The sequence below is a fragment of the Streptomyces sp. NPDC033966 genome, from assembly GCF_055575955.1.
On record NZ_JBVIRQ010000014.1, the window covers coordinates 25,445 to 44,510 of the forward strand.

Sequence of the window (19,066 nt, forward strand, 5' to 3'; positions counted from 1 at the left end):
CGTGTCCCGGTGCGGCCGGTCGTGCCCCGTGTTAAGGCTCCGAGGACGGGGTGCTGGACGAGGTGGTGCGGACGGGGCGCGATCGTGAAAACCCGGTGGTGGTTGCTTTTTCTATTGTTGACGGCCGTGCTAATGGGTGGGGGAGGAGCGGCGCAGGCGCACGGAGCGGTCGCCGACCCCTGCGAAGGAGAGCGCCTGAAGGCCCGCAACGTGTCCGCCAGTGTCGACTTCGAGTACCACGACCGCATCTACGCCCAGGTGACCTCGAACCTGACCGTCAGTGTCTCGGCGGACGAATGGCCCCCTGCGCTGTTTCTGGCGAGCAGTGAGGGATCCGATGAATATCAGACGGTCATGCGCTGCCTGCTGCGTGACGACGAGGACGGACCGCGGAACCGCGAATGGCGCTACCGTGAGCCGCGGGTGACGGTACGGGGTGACGTGGTCACCGTGGACTACGAGGCGACCGCGTGGATCGAACAGAATCATGGGTTCCGGCTGGGCCCCTGGATCATCGGCGTCGATCCGGCGGGTGAGGAATGGTCCGTTCGTCTCAAGCCGCCCAGGGCCTTGGGCAATGCCAAGTGGGGGCAGGTCGAGGTCAAGCTGAACGGTCTCGAGGCCCACGACATCGTTCCCAAGGTGGCGTCCGCCGATTCGGACCGCCTCGTGTGGTTCGATCCGGATCCCGTCAGGGTGCAGGTCTTCGTGGATCCGCCCTGGCAGCGTTCCTTCAACGTGGGTGAGAGGTGGTGGTCGCTGGGATGGGCGGGCGTCGCCTCCTGGTGGGTGTTCACCTGGGCGTTGATCGTGCTGGCCGTCCACCACACCGTGAGGACGGAACCGTCCGTCGCGTCCGGGCCGAGGGGACGGAGCGTCCTCGCACGGGTGGTCGTGCTCTGGGTCGCACTGAGCGCGGCGGTGGCCGTGGGGCTGCACCTGGCGATGTCGCACCCGGCCGCGCCCGGTACGTCCTGGCGCTACGCCGTCACCATCGCACTGGGTCTGGTCCTGGTCCTCGTGGCCCAGCCCTGGTGCCACATCGAGTCCGTCCCCGCCGTGCGGCAGCCCGGAGCCGACCGGAGCCCCGGGGGCGGTGGCGGCGAACGCCGTCAGGTCTGTGCCGTGACCGTCGCCGCGTCGATCACGGCGCTGTTCTGCTTCCTGCTGGTCGTGGTCCTGCGACCGTCCACGGCCACTACTCCCCACCTCGTCGGGTACGCGCTGCTGTCGCTGGCGACGCTGTGGCTGTGGTTCGCCGCCATGGCGGCATGGGCGTGGCGCTTCGCGCGGGAGGGGGAGTTGGTCCCGCGGTCCTGGAACGCCGCGTGGGACAAGGCTCCGGTTCGCTGCACCGCCGTGGTGGGGAGCCTGCTGGCGGCGGCCGTGGTGGCCCTCTTCGCCTCCAGCTGGTGGACGCGCGAGCGCCAGTGGCGGCGCGCCTACTGGCTCATCGATCCGTCCGGGACCGATCGCGCCGAACAGCGGCTCCGGTTCATGCAGGAGTTCGCCTACGTCGGGCTCGTATGGGTCTACGCCTACGCCTGGCTGCTGGCGGGCATCGCGCTCGTCGCGCTGCTGCATCTGCGTGTCAAGGCCCGCAGGGCCCGGTCCGACGACGCGAACCAGGGGGTCTCCCTCGGGCCGGCCGGCGTCGATCTCTTCCTGACGGTTGCGATCTTCGCCCTGGCGGTGGGGCTGAGGCAGGTCGAGTTCGCCGGCTCCAACGTGCTGTTCGGTCTCTGGATCCTGATGATGATCGCCTCTCTCCACGCCGTGGTGGCGGCGGGCCGGCGGGTGTCCGTGCTGGGGCGGACGGGGGAGCAGTTCTGCATGCGCAGGCTGGGTACGAGGCGGCGCCGGAACCAGTTGCTCGTGAAGGCCCATGAATTCCGCAATCTGCACCACCAGATCTACTCCTTGGACCGCGGCCGCGGGGAAAGCGGTCTGAAACGGGAGGAGCTGGAGGCGAAACTGGACGGGCTCCACCAATGGCTGTTCGACGGTTGGGGCAAGGGCCGTCCGCCGGCCCAGATCTCGGTACTGGACGCGGCTCTCAGCTGGGGACCCGGTCAGGACTGGTGGGACAACGCCCGGCATGCCGCGCGGCTGGCCTTCTGCTTCGGACTCCCGGCCAGTGCCGCCCTGGTCTGGGTGGCCTACCTGGGGGACGCCCGGATCCGGATGGCGACGTTCCAGAGTCCCAACGGGTTGATGGAGATCGCGGCGAAGTTCGGCGCGTGGCAGGTCGCATGGGCCGGCGCGGGCCTCGTCCTGGGGGCCCTGTGGCGCCAGTTGCCGGGGCGCCGCAGTCCGGTGCGCGCACTGAGCCTGACCGCCGCCTACGCCATCCCCATCTGCGTCGGTGCCGTGATCGTCCAGATCACCGACACGGAACTCGGGTACGTCTTCCTGCACGTCGCGCTCATGCTGCTGGTCCTGACGCTCACCAGCATCTGGATGGACATGGCGACCTTCAGCGAGGAGATGAAGTTCTGGCCCAGCCGCGTCGCGTTGCTCCTGTCCGTCTACCAGCTGCGCGGCCTGTCCACTCAGGTCGCCTACCTCGCCGCACAGCTGGCGATCGTCGTGGGCGTGTGGCGCAGCCTGGCCGGCAGCGACTCCCGGCCGAAGTAGGCCCGGCCGCTCAGTCCAACGCGTCCCGCAACCGCTCCTCCACCGTCTCCACCAGCCCTGCGATCACCCCGTCCGGCGACGGGCTGTAGTGCGGCACCGCCCACCGCGTGATCCGGGCGTCGATCAGCGCGGGCCGGCCTGAGGCCAGGGCCGCGCGGAAGGCCTCCTCGAACTCGGCCAGCGTCTCCACCCGGTAGCCCTCCGCCCCGCACGCCCGCGCGTACGCGGCGAAGTCCGGGTTCCGGAACTCCACCAGCGCGGACTCCCCGTACGTGACCAGCTGGAACAGCTTGATCAGCTTGAACTGCCCGTCGTTGAAGATGACCCAGATGACCGGGATCTCGTTCTCCACGGCCGTCATCAGCTCGAAGCCGGACAGCGAGTAGCACCCGTCGCCGCAGCCGACGACCACCGTCCGGTCCGGATGGGCGACCTTCAGGCCGATGGCCCCGTTGACGTGTCCGGCCATCGGCCCGAAGGAGCCGGCCTTGCGGAAGTTCTGCCCCTCCTCCAGCTCCACGTAGTACCCGAGCCACGCCAGATGGGCCCCCGCGTCGGCGAGCAGCACCCCCCGCGGCGGCAGCATCCGGCCGATCGACTGCGCGAGCTGCCCCGGGTGGATCCCTCCCGTCAGGTGGGTGATGTGCCGGGCCTCGTAGTCCCGCCCGTCGACCTCCACCGGCGGGACCTCGCCGACCCTCCGCTCCAGCGCGTCGGTCAGCGCGGCCACCGCCGGCCGCGCGTCGGACAGCAGCGCGTGGTCGGGCGGGTAGGCCTTGTGGAACTCGCCCTCGGAGATGTTCACGTGGATGAGCACCTTGCCCTCGAACAGGTCCGGGCGGTAGTTGAACGTCGCGTGCTGGTTGAGGGAGTTGCCGACGCACAGCACCACGTCCGCCTCGCGGAAGGCCTTCCACGCACTGGAGTGGCCGCTGTCGGCGAAGACGCCGACCGCGAGCGGATGCCCCTCGGAGACGATGCCCTTGCCGTCCAGGGTGGTGAGCAGCGGGATCCGGAAGCGTTCGATCAGCCGCTTGACCTCGGGCCCCGCCCCGCTGCGCACCGCGCCGAAGCCGACGAGCGCGACGATCCGCCGGCCCCGTGCGAGGGCGTCCGCCAGTACGTCCGCGATCTCCTCGACCCGCGCGGGATCGGGCAGCACCGGCGCCACGTCGAGTTCGACCGGCCGGAAGTTCCGTACCTCCACCCCCCGGTGGGTGAGGTTCTCGGGCACGTGGATGTGCACGGGCCCGGGCCTGCCCTCGAAGGCGGTGTTCACCGCCTCCTCCAGGACGTCGCAGGTGTCGGCGGCGTCGGTGAGCAGGAAGGACTTCTTGGTCGTGGCGGCGAACATGGCCTGGGAATCGGGCGTGCGGCTCAGCCCCGAGGTCTCGTTGAGCGAGCCCCAGCCGCGCCATTCCATCGAGGCGTACCCCGAGACGGCGAGGACGGGATAGGAGTCCGACATGGCCACGGCCAGCCCCGAGAACAGGTTGAACGCGCCCGGACCGGCCGTCGCGAAGCAGAAGCCGAGCCTGTTGGTGTACATGGCGTAGCCGCAGGCCATGAACGAGGCGGCCTGCTCGTGACGCGTGATGACGGGCCGGATCAGCCGCGAGTGCTTCAGCGCCAGCATCAGGCCGGCCGCGTTCTCCCCGGCTCCGCCGAAGGCGGCCCGCACCCCGATGCCCTCCAGCCCCTTGACGATGGCCTCGTAGACCCTCATGTCCTCATCGCCCTTCCCCGTTCCCTACGCGTCCCAGTGCGCGGCGTGCCGGCGGTGCGCGTCGGTCAGGCCGCCCCGGAAGAACCGGTCGTAGTACTCGGATTCGACGTGGTGCGCCTGCAGCCAGACGCCGGGCACGTGGATGGCGTCGGTGTGCGCGGGGAAGCGGCCGTGGGTCTCGTGGATGTACACGCAGATGTCCCGTGCGCACTCGATGACCTGCCGGTCGTACTCGCTCGCCTCCGCGAGGTAGCGCTGCGCGTAGTCGTCCTTGTAGACGCGGCCGAAGAGCTCCTTGTCCGCGTAGATGCCGTCCTTGCCGAACTTGGACCGGACGACGGAGTCGACGGCTTCCGCCATCGACGGGTAGTGGGGCGGGCAGGCCGCCTTGATGAGGTGCTCGCCGCCGGCCCGCAGTCCCACCGGGTGGGCGCGCAGGGCCGCGTACTTCGGCAGCGGCACCTGCCAGCGCAGGACGTCGAGGGGGCGGAACCTCGGGGTGACGAAGTCGAAGCCCAGCATCCGGCCGTAGGTGCGGGAGAACTTGGGGTCGCCGAGCATGATCTGCGGGCTGATCGTGGCGTGGATCCAGGCGCCGAGCCCCATCGCGTCCGCGACCAGCATCATGTTCTGCAGCAGCAGATCGGCCTCGATCTGGGTGCGCATCGGCCCCAGGGCGCCGAGCGGCATCTTGATGCCGGGATTGAGGAAGCCGTTCGCGACCCACTTGCGCACCCCGGCCGGGCGGTAGAAGTTGCGGTCGTCGACGAGGGTGGGCCGGGCTCCGTCGGGCTGGGTGAGCAGGTACATCAGGGCGTTGACGTACTGGTGGGAGAGGTCGACCACCGGCAGGAACAGGGTGGTGCCCGGCAGGTTGGACAGGAACCGGTTGGAGTCGAGGTAGGCGGGGAAGTCGCGCATCCCCTCGGCGACGTCCAGCCGGTGGTCCAGTACCCGTACCTTGGCCCGGCGGGCCCGCTCCACCAGGGTGTCCGGGTCGAAGGCGGACTCCGGGGCGGGCGGCAGTTTGCGCAGGTAGTACGTGCCACTGTCGTTGATCATGAAGAAGTGGGTGGCCTGCGCGTTGTCGGGGCTGCCGGCGGTACGCCCGGTCATGTTCAGGTTCGGCTTCGCCATGATCGGTTTGTGGTCGCGCGGGTCCTCGAAGGGCCGGTCGGGCATGGTGAGCCCCGAGGAGCCGGTGAGGGCGATCAGCACCGCCTCCTCCAGCTCGTCCAGCGGCCGCGGCCGGTGGGGGGAGCTGTAGCTCATCGACCCGGCGGGTACGGAGGCGCCCCGGCTGACCCGGTGGGTGCGCCGGCCGAAGACCGTCTGCAGCAGCGGCCGGGCGAGCAGCTCCTCCAGACCGGGGTGGCGGCGGCCGGGGCCTTCGGTCGTGGACATGACCCCTCCCCGTTCAGCCGCGGCCGTCGTGGTTGCGGACCGGCTGGACCGGGCGCCAGGGCGCGAAGGCGCTCGCCCCCCGGGGCAGGACGCCCGCCAGCTCGGGGCAGTGCCGCAGGATGACGCTCGTCATGCCGTTGCGGGCGATCCAGTCCATGCCGAGCGGCGTGTAGATCTCGGGCCGGAAGTCGACGGTGAGGAAGCGGTCGCTCTGCAGCCGCCGGCTCGCCATCAGGATGAAGACGCGGAAGGCGGTGTCGCTGAAGCCGAACCCCGCGGGCGGGTTCTCGGCGAAGAGCCCCACCACCGTGTCGACGTCGTCCACCGAACGGTAGACGTCCCGCAGCCGCGCGACCGTCTCCGGATCCCGGGAGAGGTCCTCGAACCGCCGGATCCGCGGCTTGTGCAGCCCGGCCCGGAAGTCGTTGTAGCGGGGGACGCCGCGGCGCCGGGTGCGCACCAGGTCCACCACGGACAGGTCGATCACCTCCCCGTCGCGCCGGAACGCCTGCAGGGAACGCGGGAAGTTGTGCAGGGTGATGGCTCCCGGGTTGGCGATGCCCAGCGAGTACAGGGAGTTCACCAGGCCGGTCTTGCGGATGAGCGGCTCCGCCGCGGCGCCCTGCAGGTCCGCGAAGCCCAGGGTGTCGAGCCGGCGGCCGAAGCGGTGGTCGACGAACTCGTAGTCGTCGGGGATCAGCGGGTGCATCCGGTAGACGGTGACGAACTCCTCCGTGAGGGCGTACGGCGCCCCGTGGTGGTCGGGCAGGGTCCTGGGGATGCCGCCCTTGCCGTTCGCCTCCAGCAGCCAGACGCCCAGCTGGTCGAGCCAGTTCTTCGGCGGCCCCTCCCAGTTCGTCCGCATCCCGATGTCGAGCGTCTTGGTGGCCAGGATCGCGGGGGTCCACTCCACCGTGTGGATCTTGGCGATGAGGGCGGAGACGACCAGCCGCGCCGTGTGGTAGATCCGGTCCTCGTCCAGGTGCGGGTACTCGCTCCGCAGGGCCGTGCACACCGCGTTGTGCTCGCGGGCGAAGAGGGTGTGCACGGCGCTCAGGCCCAGCCACCAGTTGTCGCTGAACCCGGTGACCGGCAGCCCGTCCGCGCTCGTCGGCAGGTGCCCCTGCTCCAGCCGCAGCCCGGCGCCGCCGCCCGGCTCGCGCAGGGACGTGGCGACGGCCTGGTCGCCGCCGTACACCTCCGAACCGTCCCACCAGTGCGACACCCCGCCGGCGAACACGATCGGCGGCCGCCCGCTCCCGTCCGCGTCCAGCGGCTCGTCGTCACCGAAGCGCATCACCGTCTCGCGCGGCCCGCCCGGGGTGTTCTGCCAGTCCGTGCCGGGCGGCATCGGCACCTCGACGCTCCTGGTGCCCACCGGGAACCGCTTGTGGTTGACCCAGTCGTGCACCTGGAACTGGATCCAGGCGGCCGCGATCACGTTCAGCGACTTCGCCGGGATGAAGGCCTCGCGCCGCAGCAGCTCCCTGCTGACGACGACCGGGTTCGGGGTGTCGAACCGGTCCGGCCGGTAGTCCGGCGGCATGGAGCGCCCGAAGGCCGCGCCGACGGCGCCCATCCGCGGCGCGGACAGGTCGTTGTGGCTGCCGTCGTAACTGCGCCTGATCAGCAGCTCCTCGTCCACGGGCGGCCCCACCGGGCCCGCCTTCGGCGGGGCCTCATGCACCTCGGTGTCGATCAGGTTGTGCCGGCGCAGCGTCTGCCGGAACGCCATCAGGTTCAGCAGCGCGACCGGGGTGGGCAGCCGGTGCCACGGGACGACCCGGTTCACGGAGCGGAAGGCGGCCCGCAGCGGGATCCCGAGGAGGGCGTTGCGGCGCGGCTCCACGGTCACGAAGCGGCGGCCCAGGCGGTGCGCGCTGCTCGCCTCGTAGGCGAGCTTGCGGGCACGGTTCAGGTTCCCCAGCGGCCGGAAGGCCTCCGCGGTGTGCCAGGGGTTGAAGGCCAGCAGGTCGACCCGGGCCTCGGCGGCGCGCGCCTCGGCCGTGTGGACGTCCTGGCGCGGAACGGTCAGCGTGGCCACGGGCACGACGGGCGCGTCCCGCTCGCTCCACTCGGCCGCGCCGTCCTCGACCGGGGTGCGCCGCGGGTCCACGTAGCGCTGCACGCACAGCTCGAAGACGACGTCCCCCGCACCCAGCCTCCGCGCGAGCTCGTGCCGCAGGCCGTCGGGACCGGCCGGCGGCCCCGCCGGGGCCGGGGCGGTGCCCGGAGCGGGCCGCAGCTGGTAGCGCACCGGCCCCGCGCCGCCCCACAGGATCGCGCCCCGGCTCCAGTACGTCTCCAGCGCCAGGCTGGACACGGTGCGCCTGGTTCCCGCGATCACGTTGCGCCGCATCCGGCCCGCCGTGGACCAGCCGACCGCCAGGGGCAGCTTCACGAACAGGGCGAACCCCTGGGCGAGCCGCGACTCGGCGCCCGCCATGGCCTTGGCGAAGGCCACGAACTCGCGCGCGTCGCGGGCGTGGGAGACCGGGAAGCTGGTCATCAGCAGATCGTGGGTCTCCTCGGGCCCCACCTCGACGCGCAGCGCCGCCCCGCGCAGATCGGGCGCGGAATCGGGCCGCCGGACCCCGCTGGCGTTGGACAGCCGGACCGTCACCGGGTACTCGGCGCCGGGCCGGGCGAACCCGGTCCGCAGGGGCTCGGGGAGGTCGTCGCGGAACCGCAGGCGCCCGTTCTCCACGCCGAGGACCGCCTTGGCGTGGAAGGTCCGCTCCAGGGCGGCCGCGCCGCTGCGCCGCTTCACCTTGAGCTGTACCCGCAGGAGCTCCTTCGCCAGCCGCTCGAAGGCCAGCCGCTCGGTCTCCGGGCTGCCGCCGACGTATCGCTCGTACCGCTCGACCTCGTCCATGCGTGCCTCTTCACGAAGGGGGGCTTCCGGGGGCTTCCGTACGCTCCCCACGACGTTTCCCTACGCGGGCGGCGGTGTCGTGCGGAGCGGGGCAGACGGGTTCCCGGCGTGGCCCCTTCGGGTGGCCGCGGTGCCACCCGTCGGCGCACCGGGGGCCACGGGGTGGCGTCCGCGCGTCCGGGAGGGGCAGGCTGTACTCATGAGAGCGCCCGTGCGCTCGCCCCCGGGACCGGGAGCCGGCGGTCATCACCAGGTCCTTTTCGTCCTCGCGCAGGGCATTCCCTTCGCGATCGCCCTGCTGGTGCTCCTGATCGAGCTCACGCCCGCGCACGTCGTCTACACGGGGCCCCTGCTGGTCGCCACACCCGCCCTGGCGGCGGTGACGACGGGCCCCAGGGGCACGCTCGCGGCCGCGGGTCTGGCCGTCGTCGTCAGCGTGATCACCGCCACCCACAACCATGCCTGGGGCGGTCAACAGGTCTACACCAACTTCCTCGCGCTGTCCCTGGTCACGGCCGCGAGCTTCACGACGAGCCGCGCCGCCCGCACGCGCCGGGAGAGCCAGCTCAACCAGGTCCGCCGGATCGCCGCGGCCGCCCAGGAAGTGCTGCTGCGGCCGGTGCCGGACCGGCTGGGCCCCGTACGCGCCGCCAGCATGTACATGGCCGCCGAGACGGGCGCGCAGATCGGCGGCGACCTGTACGACGCCGTCCAGACCCGGTACGGGGTCCGCATGATCGTCGGGGACGTCCGGGGCAAAGGCCTCCCTGCGGTAAGGGCCGCGGCGGTGGTCCTGGGCGCCTTCCGGGAGTCCGTGCACTACGAGGACGACCTGGTCGAGGTCGTCAACCACTGCGCGGCGGCCCTGCGGCGCGACGCCGCCCTCGCGAGCACGAGCGCCAACGCCGAGACGGATCCGGCCGACGGCGCGGACGCCGTCCTGGAGGGCTTCGTCACGGCACTCGTCGCCCAGATCCCCGACGGCCCCCGCATCGAGATGGTCAACCGCGGACACCCCCCGCCGCTGCTGCTCCACGACGGCACGGTCCACCCCCTGGCGCCCGCCACCCCCCTGCCGCCGCTCGGCCTGGAGGAGTTCATCACCGGGCCCCCGGCGGGCACGGAGAGCTACCCCTTCAGCCCGGGGGACCGCCTCCTGCTGCACACCGACGGCGCCATCGAGGCCCGCGACCGCGACAGCGCCTTCTTCGACCTGGCCGCGACCATGTCGGCCCTGCGCCACCACCCCCGCCACGCCTTCCTGGACGCCGTGCGCCAAGCGCTCCTGCGCCACACGCACAGCCGCCTGGGCGACGACGTGGCCCTCCTCGTCGTGGACCGCCACGAACCGGAGGGGCGGTGAGCGCCGTCAGCGGCCGATCAGCTTGTGCAGACCCAGGGTGGCCGCCCCGAAGCCGGTCAGGGCGGCGAGCAGGCCCCCGGCGGCATTGCCCGTGGACAGGGCGGTGAGAGCGCCGACGACCGTGCCGATGAAGGCCGCCGTCAGCAGCACCAGCGCCGTCCGCTGGCTCACCAGGGGCTCGGTGTCGGGAGGCGGCGCGGGCGGGGCGGGGGCGGGCTGCGCGACCGGCTCCGGACGGGGGAGCGGGGGAGGCGGAAGGGGAGGAGGCGGGGGCGGGGGCGGAGTGGTCATACCGATTCCTTTTCGCGGCCGCTGCGGACGGTATAGGCGTATCTGGGCATGGCGAAGAGCTGCTCGACGATCCATCTCCACCGCTCGCCGCGCCCCGGGAGGTCGGCCAGGTAGCCGGACTGTTCCTCCAGCCATTCGGCCCGCTCCTCCGTGGGCAGCAGCAGGGCTCCGAGCTGGAGCACCCGGCCGCCCGGCTGTCCCGGGCCGTTCGCACGCCTCCCGGCCCCCGCGGGCACCAGGTCGTCCTGGGGGGCGTCGGCGTCCGACGGCTCGCTGCCGTCGCCTTCCCTGCTCGGGGGGTCGGCGGCCGCGAACCCGGGCGCGGGGGGCGGGAGATCCGCCTCGGCCTGCCGGCCGAGGCGAGCCGGGAACCGGACGCGGGGGGTCCGGCTGTTGAGGATCAGTCCGCCGTGGTGGCGTCTGAGGGTCGATTCCACGTCGAGCCAGCTGCCGTCACCGGACAGGAAGCGGTACTCCACGCGCGTGGTGGGCTCCTCCGATGGGCCGGCGCCGAGGATCCGGCGGACCTCGTGCACCAGGAGGCCGAGGTCCTCGGGGTGGACGAGCGTGGCCAGTTCCTGCCCCACGAGCTCCTCGGCGGCACGGCCGTAGACCCCGCTGGAGGCCGGGCTGACGTACTGGAGCACGCCACTCGGCGCGGCGATCATGATGACGTCGCTGGAGCCCTGGATCAGGGCACGGAAATGCTGCTCCTTCTGGGCCAGTTCCCGTGTGAGGGCCATGTTGTCGAGGAGCATGATCCCCTGCCGGGCCACGAAGCCGAAGACGACGGTGCCGCCGGTGAGGAGGACCGCGCCGTCGAGGCGGCCGCTGTCGAGGGCGGCGTAGAGGATCGCGAGGACGCAGGCGGCCGCGGCGAGGTACGGCGCGAGCGCGGGCAGGGATGCCCCGAGCGGGCGGCTGTCCGCACGGACACCGGGCAGCGTGGGAGGAACCTCGGACGCGTCCGTCCGCCGGGAGCCCCGGAGTGCGTAGGCGAGGAAGAGCGGACCGCCGAACCAGGCGGCTTCGTGGACGTGCGACGCGATGAGCAGATCACCCACCCCGACGGACGCCAGTGCGGCAGCGACCGTGCCGACGGCCGGGCGGCCGGCCCCGCCAGGGCGCAGGTGCAGGACCAGCGCCATCACCACGAGGGCGACATCCAGCAGCGGACGGGCGGGGAAGAGCACGGCGTGCTGGACGGCGCCGTCCGGGGACAGGCTCCGGTACAGCGTGAACAGGGAGCCGCCGATCAGCCCCACGTCGAGTGCCAGGCAGATGCGGCCGGCCCTGCTCAAGGGCCGTTTGGCCAGCAGGAGGAGCCCCGCGGCGGCGGGCGGTACGAAGCACAGGAAGAACGGGCCGGCCGGGCCCGGCTCCGGCGTGCCGCCGCCCGGCGCGGTCGCGTACCAGCCCGAGACCAGGTGGCCGAGGGCCGCCATCGTGAACGACAGCGCGAACAGCAGCCAGGCGGACCGGGAACGGCCGGCACGGCCCAGTCCCTGGCGGAGGCAGGCGGCGGCAGCGGTCGCGGCGACGGCGCTCAGCGTGAAATCACCCATGACGAGGGCGAGTTGCCGAGGGCCCCAGCCCCAGGCGGAACCCGCCGCGTAGCCGGCGCAGGCGGCCGAGAGGAAGACCGGCGCCACCCGCCCGCCGGGCCGTGCGGCGCTCGCGGCGCCGATGCGGTCATTCACCGGTGCCTCCGGCCAGTCCGGGGCGGGCGTGGCCCGGCCGCGACGTCGCCGGCGCCGCGGCGCTCGCCTGGGCGAGGGCCTGCGGGGCGAGGGCGGCGCCCTTGGGGCTGATGCGGTAGAAGCGGCGGCGGGGGCGGCCCTCGGCCTCGGCGATGGCGTCCTGTTCCCAGTACCGCTCCACCCAGCCCGCCTGGCGCAGCCGTTCGAGGATGGGGAACAGCGTGCCGTTGGGCAGGTCGGTACGCCGGGACAGTTCCAGCCCGTACAACCCGTCGGCGAGGACCACCGAGCGCTGCCCGGTGTCCACGCCCTGGCCGAGGAGGGTGCGCAGCAGGGTCTGGGTATGCAACGTCAGCTTCACGTCCGGCATGGCGGCAATCTACTTAGGTAGAAGGCGGGGCGTCTACCTAAGTAGAAACATCCGGCGGGCTGAACTGGAGTACGAGGAACGTCAGTTCGGTGGGCCGGCTTGTCCGGCGCCGGCCCTGCTCGAAGGCCTCGTCGAAGGAGGCCGGATTCGGCGCCCGGCGGACTGCCCTGGTGATGCGGTCGACGTCACCGCGTACGGCGGCGGGCAGCGGTGTGCCGACCGCGTCGCGCGTCGCGGCGGCCGTGCCCAGCAGCCGGGCGGCCGTCTGGATGCTTCCAGCGGTTGGGGCTACCAGTAGGTGCCCACCCCGCGCACCGGACGGCCAGTCGTTGAACTGGTGGGGTGTGCTTCAGCCGAGTATGTGCCCGGCTCGGCCGGCGCGACCGGCACGCCGGCGCAGCCTCCGAACGGGCCCGGCAGCGAGACAGCTGGTCTTTGCGGACCCGGGGGACAGTTCTACTGTGTGGACTGCCGAGGCCGTCGGGCGAGGGCGGGCAGTGCTGTGCTGTTTCAGAGGGGGCACATGTCATGCGGGGGTTGGATCCGGACGATCCGGCCGCGGTCGGCCCGTACGTGCTGACGGGTCGCCTGGGCGAGGGGGGAATGGGCAGGGTCTACCAGGGCCGTTCTCCGGGGGGACGCTTGGTTGCCGTGAAGGTGGCCAGGCGTGATCTCGGCGCCGATGCGGCCTTCCGATTACGTTTCCGCAGTGAGGTCGAAGCGGCGCGCCGCGTGGGCGGATTCCACACGGCACAGGTCATCGATGCCGACCCCGACGCGGACCCGCCGTGGATGGTCACGGCGTTCGTCCAGGGTCGAACACTCGATGCGGTGATCGCCCAGGACGGGCCCATGGACGAGGAAGGGCTGCGGGCGCTGGCAGCCGCGCTGGCGGAGGCGTTGGGCGCGATTCACGCCTGCGGTCTCGTGCACAGGGACCTGAAGCCGTCGAACATCATCATGTCGGCCGACGGGCCGCGTGTGGTGGATTTCGGTATCGCGCGCGCATGGGACGCGACGCGGCTGACGCAGACGAGCGTCGTGGTGGGTACTGCGGGATTCCTTGCTCCTGAGCAGATCAGCGGGGGCGTGATCGGGCCGGCCTGTGACGTGTTCGCGCTCGGGGCCGTGCTGGTGCACGCCGCGGGTGGGCGGGTGTTCGGGGAGGGTAGCCAACTGGGCTTGATGTACCGGGCCGTGCACGACGAGCCGGACCTCTCGGCCGTGCCCGAACCGCTGCGCCCACTGGTTGCGGCATGCCTTGCGAAGGATCCGGCCGGCCGGCCCGTTCCTGCGGGGCTGCTGGAGATCCTCGCCCCGGCGGCACACGTGCCGGCGGAGAAACCGCCGACGGCGACCGGCGCGGGGGTCGTCGCAGATGGGCGTGAAGAGGATGCCACCACGGCCCGCCCCGTCCCGCCTCCGGTCACGCTCCCCGTAACCTCGATCGACCGCCGGCGGCCTGAGGCCCTTCCCGACGGCTCCGGATCGCGATCGGTCACGTTCACCACGCCTCACAGGAACCGCGTTGCCGTCGCCCTGGCATGGGTCGCCATGACCGGCGCCTGCTCCACTCCCGCCTTGCTCCTCCATATGTACGACACCACCGCGACAGTGCTCGTTCTCCTTCCCTGGCTGTGTGCCCCCCTCTTCGCGGCCGTCATGGCCTGGCAGCCGGCCGCCCTGCGGATGGACGGCTCTGGGCTGACCGTCGGCAAACAGACCCTGCAGGGCAGACGGGGGGCCCAGATCGCCTGGCAGCACCTCGCAGGTGTTGACGTCATCCCCTTTGGGCCTCGGCGCATGCCCCTTCTGCGCCTCACCTTCGCCGACGACGCCCCGCTGCCCTTCGATCTCGACCCCGATGCCTGGCAGGCCACTGCACTCGACGTGCCGCTCCCCAGGAAGGTGACCTGGACGGACCCCGCCGGCGGTCTCGGCCCGCCGCAGCGCCCCGACCCCGATGCCCTCACAGAGACAACCCTGGAAGCCGTACGGCACTTCGCCCCCCGGACCCTGTCCCGCCGCCGACGGAACTGGCCGACTGCCAGGAGAGACCTGCCCGCACGCCTCGAACTCGCCGTACCGCTCTCCCACCGCAAGACCGCAGCCATCGCCTGGCTGGCAGTGGCTGCGGGCTGTGCGTGGTGGATCCACCTCCAAACGCAGGGTGACGGGCCACAGGACGGCTGGGACGCCATCCTCGTCATCGCGCCCGGGCTCGGCGCGATCACATGCCTGATGCGGCTGGTACAGGCGCTGTTCTTCGCCCAGACCGCCGCCTTCGACGCGGACGGCATCACCGTCCACAGCCTCGGTACGGGTGCCTCGTTCACAGCAGGGACCCAGGTCGTTCCCTGGGGCGACGTCTCCGCCCTGAGCTCCGTGGGCCCCGGGACCTGGACCATCCGTGTGCACCTCAAGCAGGGGCGGCCCTTACCACGGCGGCAACGCGGCCTGGCACAGCACACCGCGACCCGGGTCGACCTGACTGTACCCGGCGGCGGCGTTCGAGGCTCCTTGGAGCGGCAGCGCCTCGTCACTGCGGTGCGCCACTTCGCCCCCCACGTCGACACCGGCCTCTTGTGAACGTTCGTAAGGTGCGAGGGACGCCATCGGGCTGGCCCTGCGACCTTCACCGAGCGCTCGACGGAGGTCCTCAGCCGGTACTCGGCGTCGGCGGAGCCAACCTCGAAGGGCTTCGCACCGCTCGGAGGGCGTCGTTCTCCGACCCCGATATCGCCGCACCGCGATCGACGCCCGTCACACGCCCAACTCCCTCATTCAGGCACGAACATGCGCCGCGAGAGACAGAATTGCGAGCATGTTGAACCAAGGTGATCTGGAACAGGGCATCCGCACCCTCGCCGACGACGAGGCCGTCCGCGCGCTGACGGCGCTGGCGGAGGAGCACGGGCTGCTCCCCGCCGCGCGGCAGCTGTCCGAGGGCGGCGCTGAGCTGCGGGCGGAGGTGGCCGCCGTGGAGCTGGAGCGGTACGTGGGGGCGGACCAACCTGAGTTTTCCGACGGTGAGTTGGCGCGCCGCTTACTGGAGTACGCGGCGGCGCTGCGCGAGGACCTGGCGGACACGGTCGGCGAGGCCGTCGCCTACGCACGCTCGCCCATGGAACGGCTCGACCCCGTCACGCTGCCGGTCGCGGCGCTCGCCGTCACGCTCCTGCAGACCGAGGTGGTCCTGAAGCGGGATCCGCGCGGGAGGTGGAGCCTGACCATCCACAAGCGGGCCCTGCGGGACTCCTCCCTCGGCCGGGTCCTGACGGCCCTGCTCTCGCAGATCACCAGCGGCAAGTAGCCGGCGGACCGGGAGGGGTTCGCGATGACGGTCTCGGTGAGGGCGCCCTACGCGTGGCACTGCGAGCAATGTGTCCAGGAGCGGGGGGCTCCGGTCTGGCGCGTCATCGACGCGCGGGAGCGGGCCGACGTGCTGGCGGCACCCGTCCCCGGCGTCCCGGGCGTCTCCTGGGTGGACTGCCCCGTCTGCGGGACACAGGACGCACATCGAGGCGCCGCTGCTGGTCCTGCGCCCGGGCGCGGCAGCGCCCCTGCTGCTAGCGGTCTCCGTCGCGGAGCTCGGGGGCGGTCCGCCGCCCTCCGGGGAGCCCCTTCTGGCGGAGGCCGCGCGGGCCGGGGCCTTCCTCGGCGGCGTCTTCCCCGGGGAGGCGATCCCGCTGCCGCGCAGGCTGCTCCCCCACGTCCTGGCCCGCGACCTCGAACGGGACCTGGCGGATCCCGAGTCGGCATGCCGGGAGCTGGAGCCCGAGGGGGCGCCGACGGTCGCGAACTACCGGATCTTCCTGGAGTACCTGGGGGAGGCGCGCGCCAGCTCCCTGGTCGGGGAGCTGCTCACCGCGATGCTGCTCGGCCTGCCGGACGCCCTCGCGGAACTCGTCCGTAGACACCCGGAGCTGACGGACGGCACCCGGGTGCGCGACGCGGGCCGCGAGGAGCTGCGCAGGGCGGCCGAGACCCCCCTCAAAGAGGTGCTGCGCATACGGCAGCGGCTCCTGGACGAACTGTGCGACGGCCGGACCACTCCGGACACCGCCATGCGCCGCTACTTCGAGTCCCTGGGGCGCTTCGACGCCGGTCTGCGGGCCCGGCTGCACGCGATGTACCTGGAGGCCCGCGACACCGACGGGCCCGAAGGCATCCCGCTCGCCCGCGAGGCGCTGGAGCTCGCCGCCGGCCTGGGCGAGGAGGGCATGGAGACCGAGCTGGCCGCGCGGCTCGGCGAACGCCTGGTGCTCGCTGTGCACGCCGGGCTCGGCGCCGATCCGTCCGAGGCCGTCCGGGTCCTCGAACGCGCCCTGAGCAGGCTGCGCGAGGGGACTCTCCAGTGGGTGGAGGTGGCGAACAACCTGGCCAGCGCCCACCACCTGCGGGACGACGGCGACCGGTTGGAGATCTGGGAAGCCGCCCGCGACCTGCTGGCGCGCGCGACCGCGCTGGACCGGGGCGAGCATCCCGAGTACTGGGCGCGGGTCCAGACCAACTACGGCCTGCTCCTCTCGGAGCGGCCCGGCGGTGGCCCCGAGGACCTCACCCTCGGCATCGAGCACATCAGGGCGGGGCTGGAGGAGCGGGCCCCCGAGCGGGACAGGGTCGCCTGGGCCTACTCGATGGTCAACCTCGGCCTGCTGCTGTACCGGCGCGCCGGGGCGGAAGACCTCAGGGAGGCGGAGCAGTGCTACCGGGACGCCCTGAGCCACCTCGGCGCCGGTGACGACCCGGCTCTGTGGTCCCGGATCCAGTGCAATCTGGGCGACCTGCTGCTGTCCCGGGATCCCGTCGACGCGCGCGGCGCCCGGGAGGCGGCGAAGGCAGCGCTCGCCTTGTCCACCGCGCGCCCCGGCCTCCTGGACACGGGCCGCATCGCCTGGCTGCTGGCCCGGGCCATGGACCACATCGACGGCCCGGGCAGCGCAGACGGCCTCCGGCTGCGCCAGGCGGCCCTGGGGGCCACGCCGGCCACGGTGTCGCCATCCCTGCACCTCAACATCGGCCGGGAACTGCTCAGCGCGCACGCCTCGGCGGAACGCTGGAGCGAGGCGGCCGATGTCGCGTCCGGCATGCTGACCGCTGTGACCGTGCTCTACGACGCCCAGGTCACCGGGACCGGCCGCCAGAGCGTCCTCGCCCAGGTGAACCGGATCGCCCGCTGGGCCGCGTTCCTGCTGGCCCGGGCAGGGTGTCCGGAGCGGGCAGTCGAGGCGATCGAGGGCGGAGTGGCCTGTGAGCTCTCGGTGGTGGCCGGGCGAGGGGCGGCCGACCTGGAGGCACTGGGACGGATCGACCCCGCCGCCGCCCACGGCTACCGGCTGGCACAGGCCCGGTACCGGTCCTCGGTCGGCGAGGCGTTCGCGGCGGCGTCCGGCGGCCCCACCGTCGCTGGCTCTACGGCGAGCGGGGAGGCCGCCGCCGAACGCGGCGTGCGTGCGGCGATCGCGGAGATCCGCGCGATCCCGGGCTTCGAGCGCTTCCTCCGCACCGACGGGCTGGCGGACATCGTCCGCGCGGCGGGCGGGCGTCCGCTCGTCTACCTGGTGAACGCGCCCTGGGGCAGCTACGCCCTCGTGCTCCCCCGCAGCTCGGGCGAGTCGCCCGCTGTACGGGCCGTTCCCGTTCCGGGGGTGAGCAGCGAGACCGTCACAGACCTCTTGGTGCTGGACCCGGCCGACGGCGCCCTGGGCCTGCTCCTCGCCCAGGAGGCCGGAGCGCTCCGGCGCAGGCGTCTGCTCCCGCAGGCCCTGGACCGGCTCGCCGCCCTTGGACCGCTTCTGCGCCCGGTCGCGAGAGTCCTCGCGGAGGACCCGGAGCAGGAGGCCGTCGTCGTCCCGACCGGTCTGCTGGGCCTGGTCCCCCTGCACGCCGTGCCGCTCGGGCCGGGGGCGGGAGAAGTGCTCGACGACATCGGCACCGTGATCGTCTCCCCCTCCGCGGCCGTGTACGCGGCCTCCCGCGTCGCGGCCGCCCGGCCGCCGGAGCCTGTGCCACGCCTGGTGGGGGTCACCGACCCTGACGGTTCGCTCCCCGGTGGACGCGGTGAACTCGCCCACATCCGGCAGCTGTTCGAGTCGCACGGTGAGGCCCGCTGCGCGGTGGGGCCCGAAGCCACCGTGGACTGGCTGCTCGGCCAGCTCGCCGAAACCTCGTACCTCCACATCATCTGCCACGGCAGCGGCGAGTTCAACGGTCAGGGCGGCTCCCTGGCCCTGGCCGACGGCCGCCTCGACATGGACACCCTGGTCCAACACCGGCTCCCCGCCTGCCGGCTCGCGGTGGTCAGCGCCTGCCAGTCCGGCCACTACGAGGTCGTCCGGGCTCCGGACGAGTTCCGCGGGCTCGCGGCGGGATTCCTCCAGGCTGGGGCGGCGTGCGCGGTGGCCGGGCTGTGGCTGGTGGACGACATGGTGACCGCGGTGCTGATGGCGCGGTTCTACGAGCTGCTCGCTCCCGCTCACGGGCCCGGCGGGTTGCCCCCGGTGGCCGCCCTGCGCCGGGCCCGTATCTGGTTGCGCCGGCTCACCTGGGAGGAGCTCGCCCGGTATACCGCCTCCCGGCCCCACTTGGCGGCCCTGACCGAGCGATACACCTCCCGGGCGACGACCGGCGAGCGTCCCTTCGCCTCGCCGGTCCACTGGGCCGCGTTCACCGCGTGGGGAGTGTGAGCGCCCGCCCG

Annotated in this window: 10 protein-coding genes and 1 pseudogene; 5 read left to right on the forward strand and 6 right to left on the reverse strand. The window is 72.5% G+C overall.

Annotation, left to right across the window (positions count from 1 at the left end; genetic code table 11):
* The first annotated feature begins 132 nt into the window (after nucleotides 1–132).
* On the forward strand, nucleotides 133–2,637 hold the full coding sequence (locus ACZ518_RS31580) for a DUF6185 family protein (RefSeq protein WP_469116454.1): 2,505 nt from the start codon (nucleotides 133–135) through the stop codon (nucleotides 2,635–2,637).
* Nucleotides 2,638–2,647: 10 nt separating this feature from the next.
* On the opposite strand, the gene ACZ518_RS31585 is transcribed toward ACZ518_RS31580, so the two are convergent.
* The 3 genes from ACZ518_RS31585 to ACZ518_RS31595 are packed head-to-tail and all read right to left on the reverse strand — an operon-like array spanning nucleotide 2,648 to nucleotide 8,642.
* Complete coding sequence (locus ACZ518_RS31585; protein WP_469116455.1) at nucleotides 2,648–4,363, reverse strand: thiamine pyrophosphate-binding protein; 1,716 nt, start codon at nucleotides 4,361–4,363, stop codon at nucleotides 2,648–2,650.
* 24 nt (nucleotides 4,364–4,387) lie between these two features.
* Nucleotides 4,388–5,767, reverse strand: coding sequence for a hypothetical protein (locus ACZ518_RS31590; protein ID WP_469116456.1), 1,380 nt, complete (start codon nucleotides 5,765–5,767; stop codon nucleotides 4,388–4,390).
* 13 nt (nucleotides 5,768–5,780) lie between these two features.
* A complete protein-coding gene (locus ACZ518_RS31595; protein WP_469116457.1) occupies nucleotides 5,781–8,642 on the reverse strand; it encodes a peroxidase family protein in 2,862 nt (953 codons plus the stop codon).
* Nucleotides 8,643–8,841: 199 nt separating this feature from the next.
* On the opposite strand from ACZ518_RS31595, the gene ACZ518_RS31600 reads away from it, so the two are divergent.
* Nucleotides 8,842–10,005 (forward strand): PP2C family protein-serine/threonine phosphatase, encoded by a 1,164-nt coding sequence (locus ACZ518_RS31600; RefSeq protein ID WP_469116458.1) that lies wholly within the window; start codon nucleotides 8,842–8,844, stop codon nucleotides 10,003–10,005.
* A gap of 6 nt (nucleotides 10,006–10,011) precedes the next feature.
* On the opposite strand, the gene ACZ518_RS31605 is transcribed toward ACZ518_RS31600, so the two are convergent.
* The 3 genes and pseudogenes from ACZ518_RS31605 to ACZ518_RS31615 form a co-directional block, all read right to left on the reverse strand.
* Nucleotides 10,012–10,296, reverse strand: a complete 285-nt coding sequence (locus ACZ518_RS31605; protein ID WP_469116459.1) for a hypothetical protein — start codon at nucleotides 10,294–10,296, stop codon at nucleotides 10,012–10,014.
* 335 nt (nucleotides 10,297–10,631) lie between these two features.
* Nucleotides 10,632–11,681 (reverse strand): annotated as a pseudogene (locus ACZ518_RS31610) (PAS domain-containing protein); the annotation flags it as partial.
* Between the two features lie 307 nt (nucleotides 11,682–11,988).
* Nucleotides 11,989–12,366, reverse strand: coding sequence for a PadR family transcriptional regulator (locus ACZ518_RS31615; protein ID WP_469116460.1), 378 nt, complete (start codon nucleotides 12,364–12,366; stop codon nucleotides 11,989–11,991).
* Between the two features lie 537 nt (nucleotides 12,367–12,903).
* Here ACZ518_RS31615 and ACZ518_RS31620 point away from each other — a divergent pair.
* The 3 genes from ACZ518_RS31620 (at nucleotide 12,904) to ACZ518_RS31630 (ending at nucleotide 19,055) form a co-directional block, all read left to right on the forward strand.
* Complete coding sequence (locus tag ACZ518_RS31620; protein WP_469116461.1) at nucleotides 12,904–14,955, forward strand: serine/threonine-protein kinase; 2,052 nt, start codon at nucleotides 12,904–12,906, stop codon at nucleotides 14,953–14,955.
* Between the two features lie 235 nt (nucleotides 14,956–15,190).
* Nucleotides 15,191–15,679, forward strand: a complete 489-nt coding sequence (locus tag ACZ518_RS31625; RefSeq protein WP_469116462.1) for a hypothetical protein — start codon at nucleotides 15,191–15,193, stop codon at nucleotides 15,677–15,679.
* A gap of 70 nt (nucleotides 15,680–15,749) precedes the next feature.
* Nucleotides 15,750–19,055: a CHAT domain-containing protein gene (locus ACZ518_RS31630; RefSeq protein WP_469116463.1), complete on the forward strand. Its 3,306-nt coding sequence runs from the start codon at nucleotides 15,750–15,752 to the stop codon at nucleotides 19,053–19,055.
* Nucleotides 19,056–19,066: the final 11 nt, after the last annotated feature.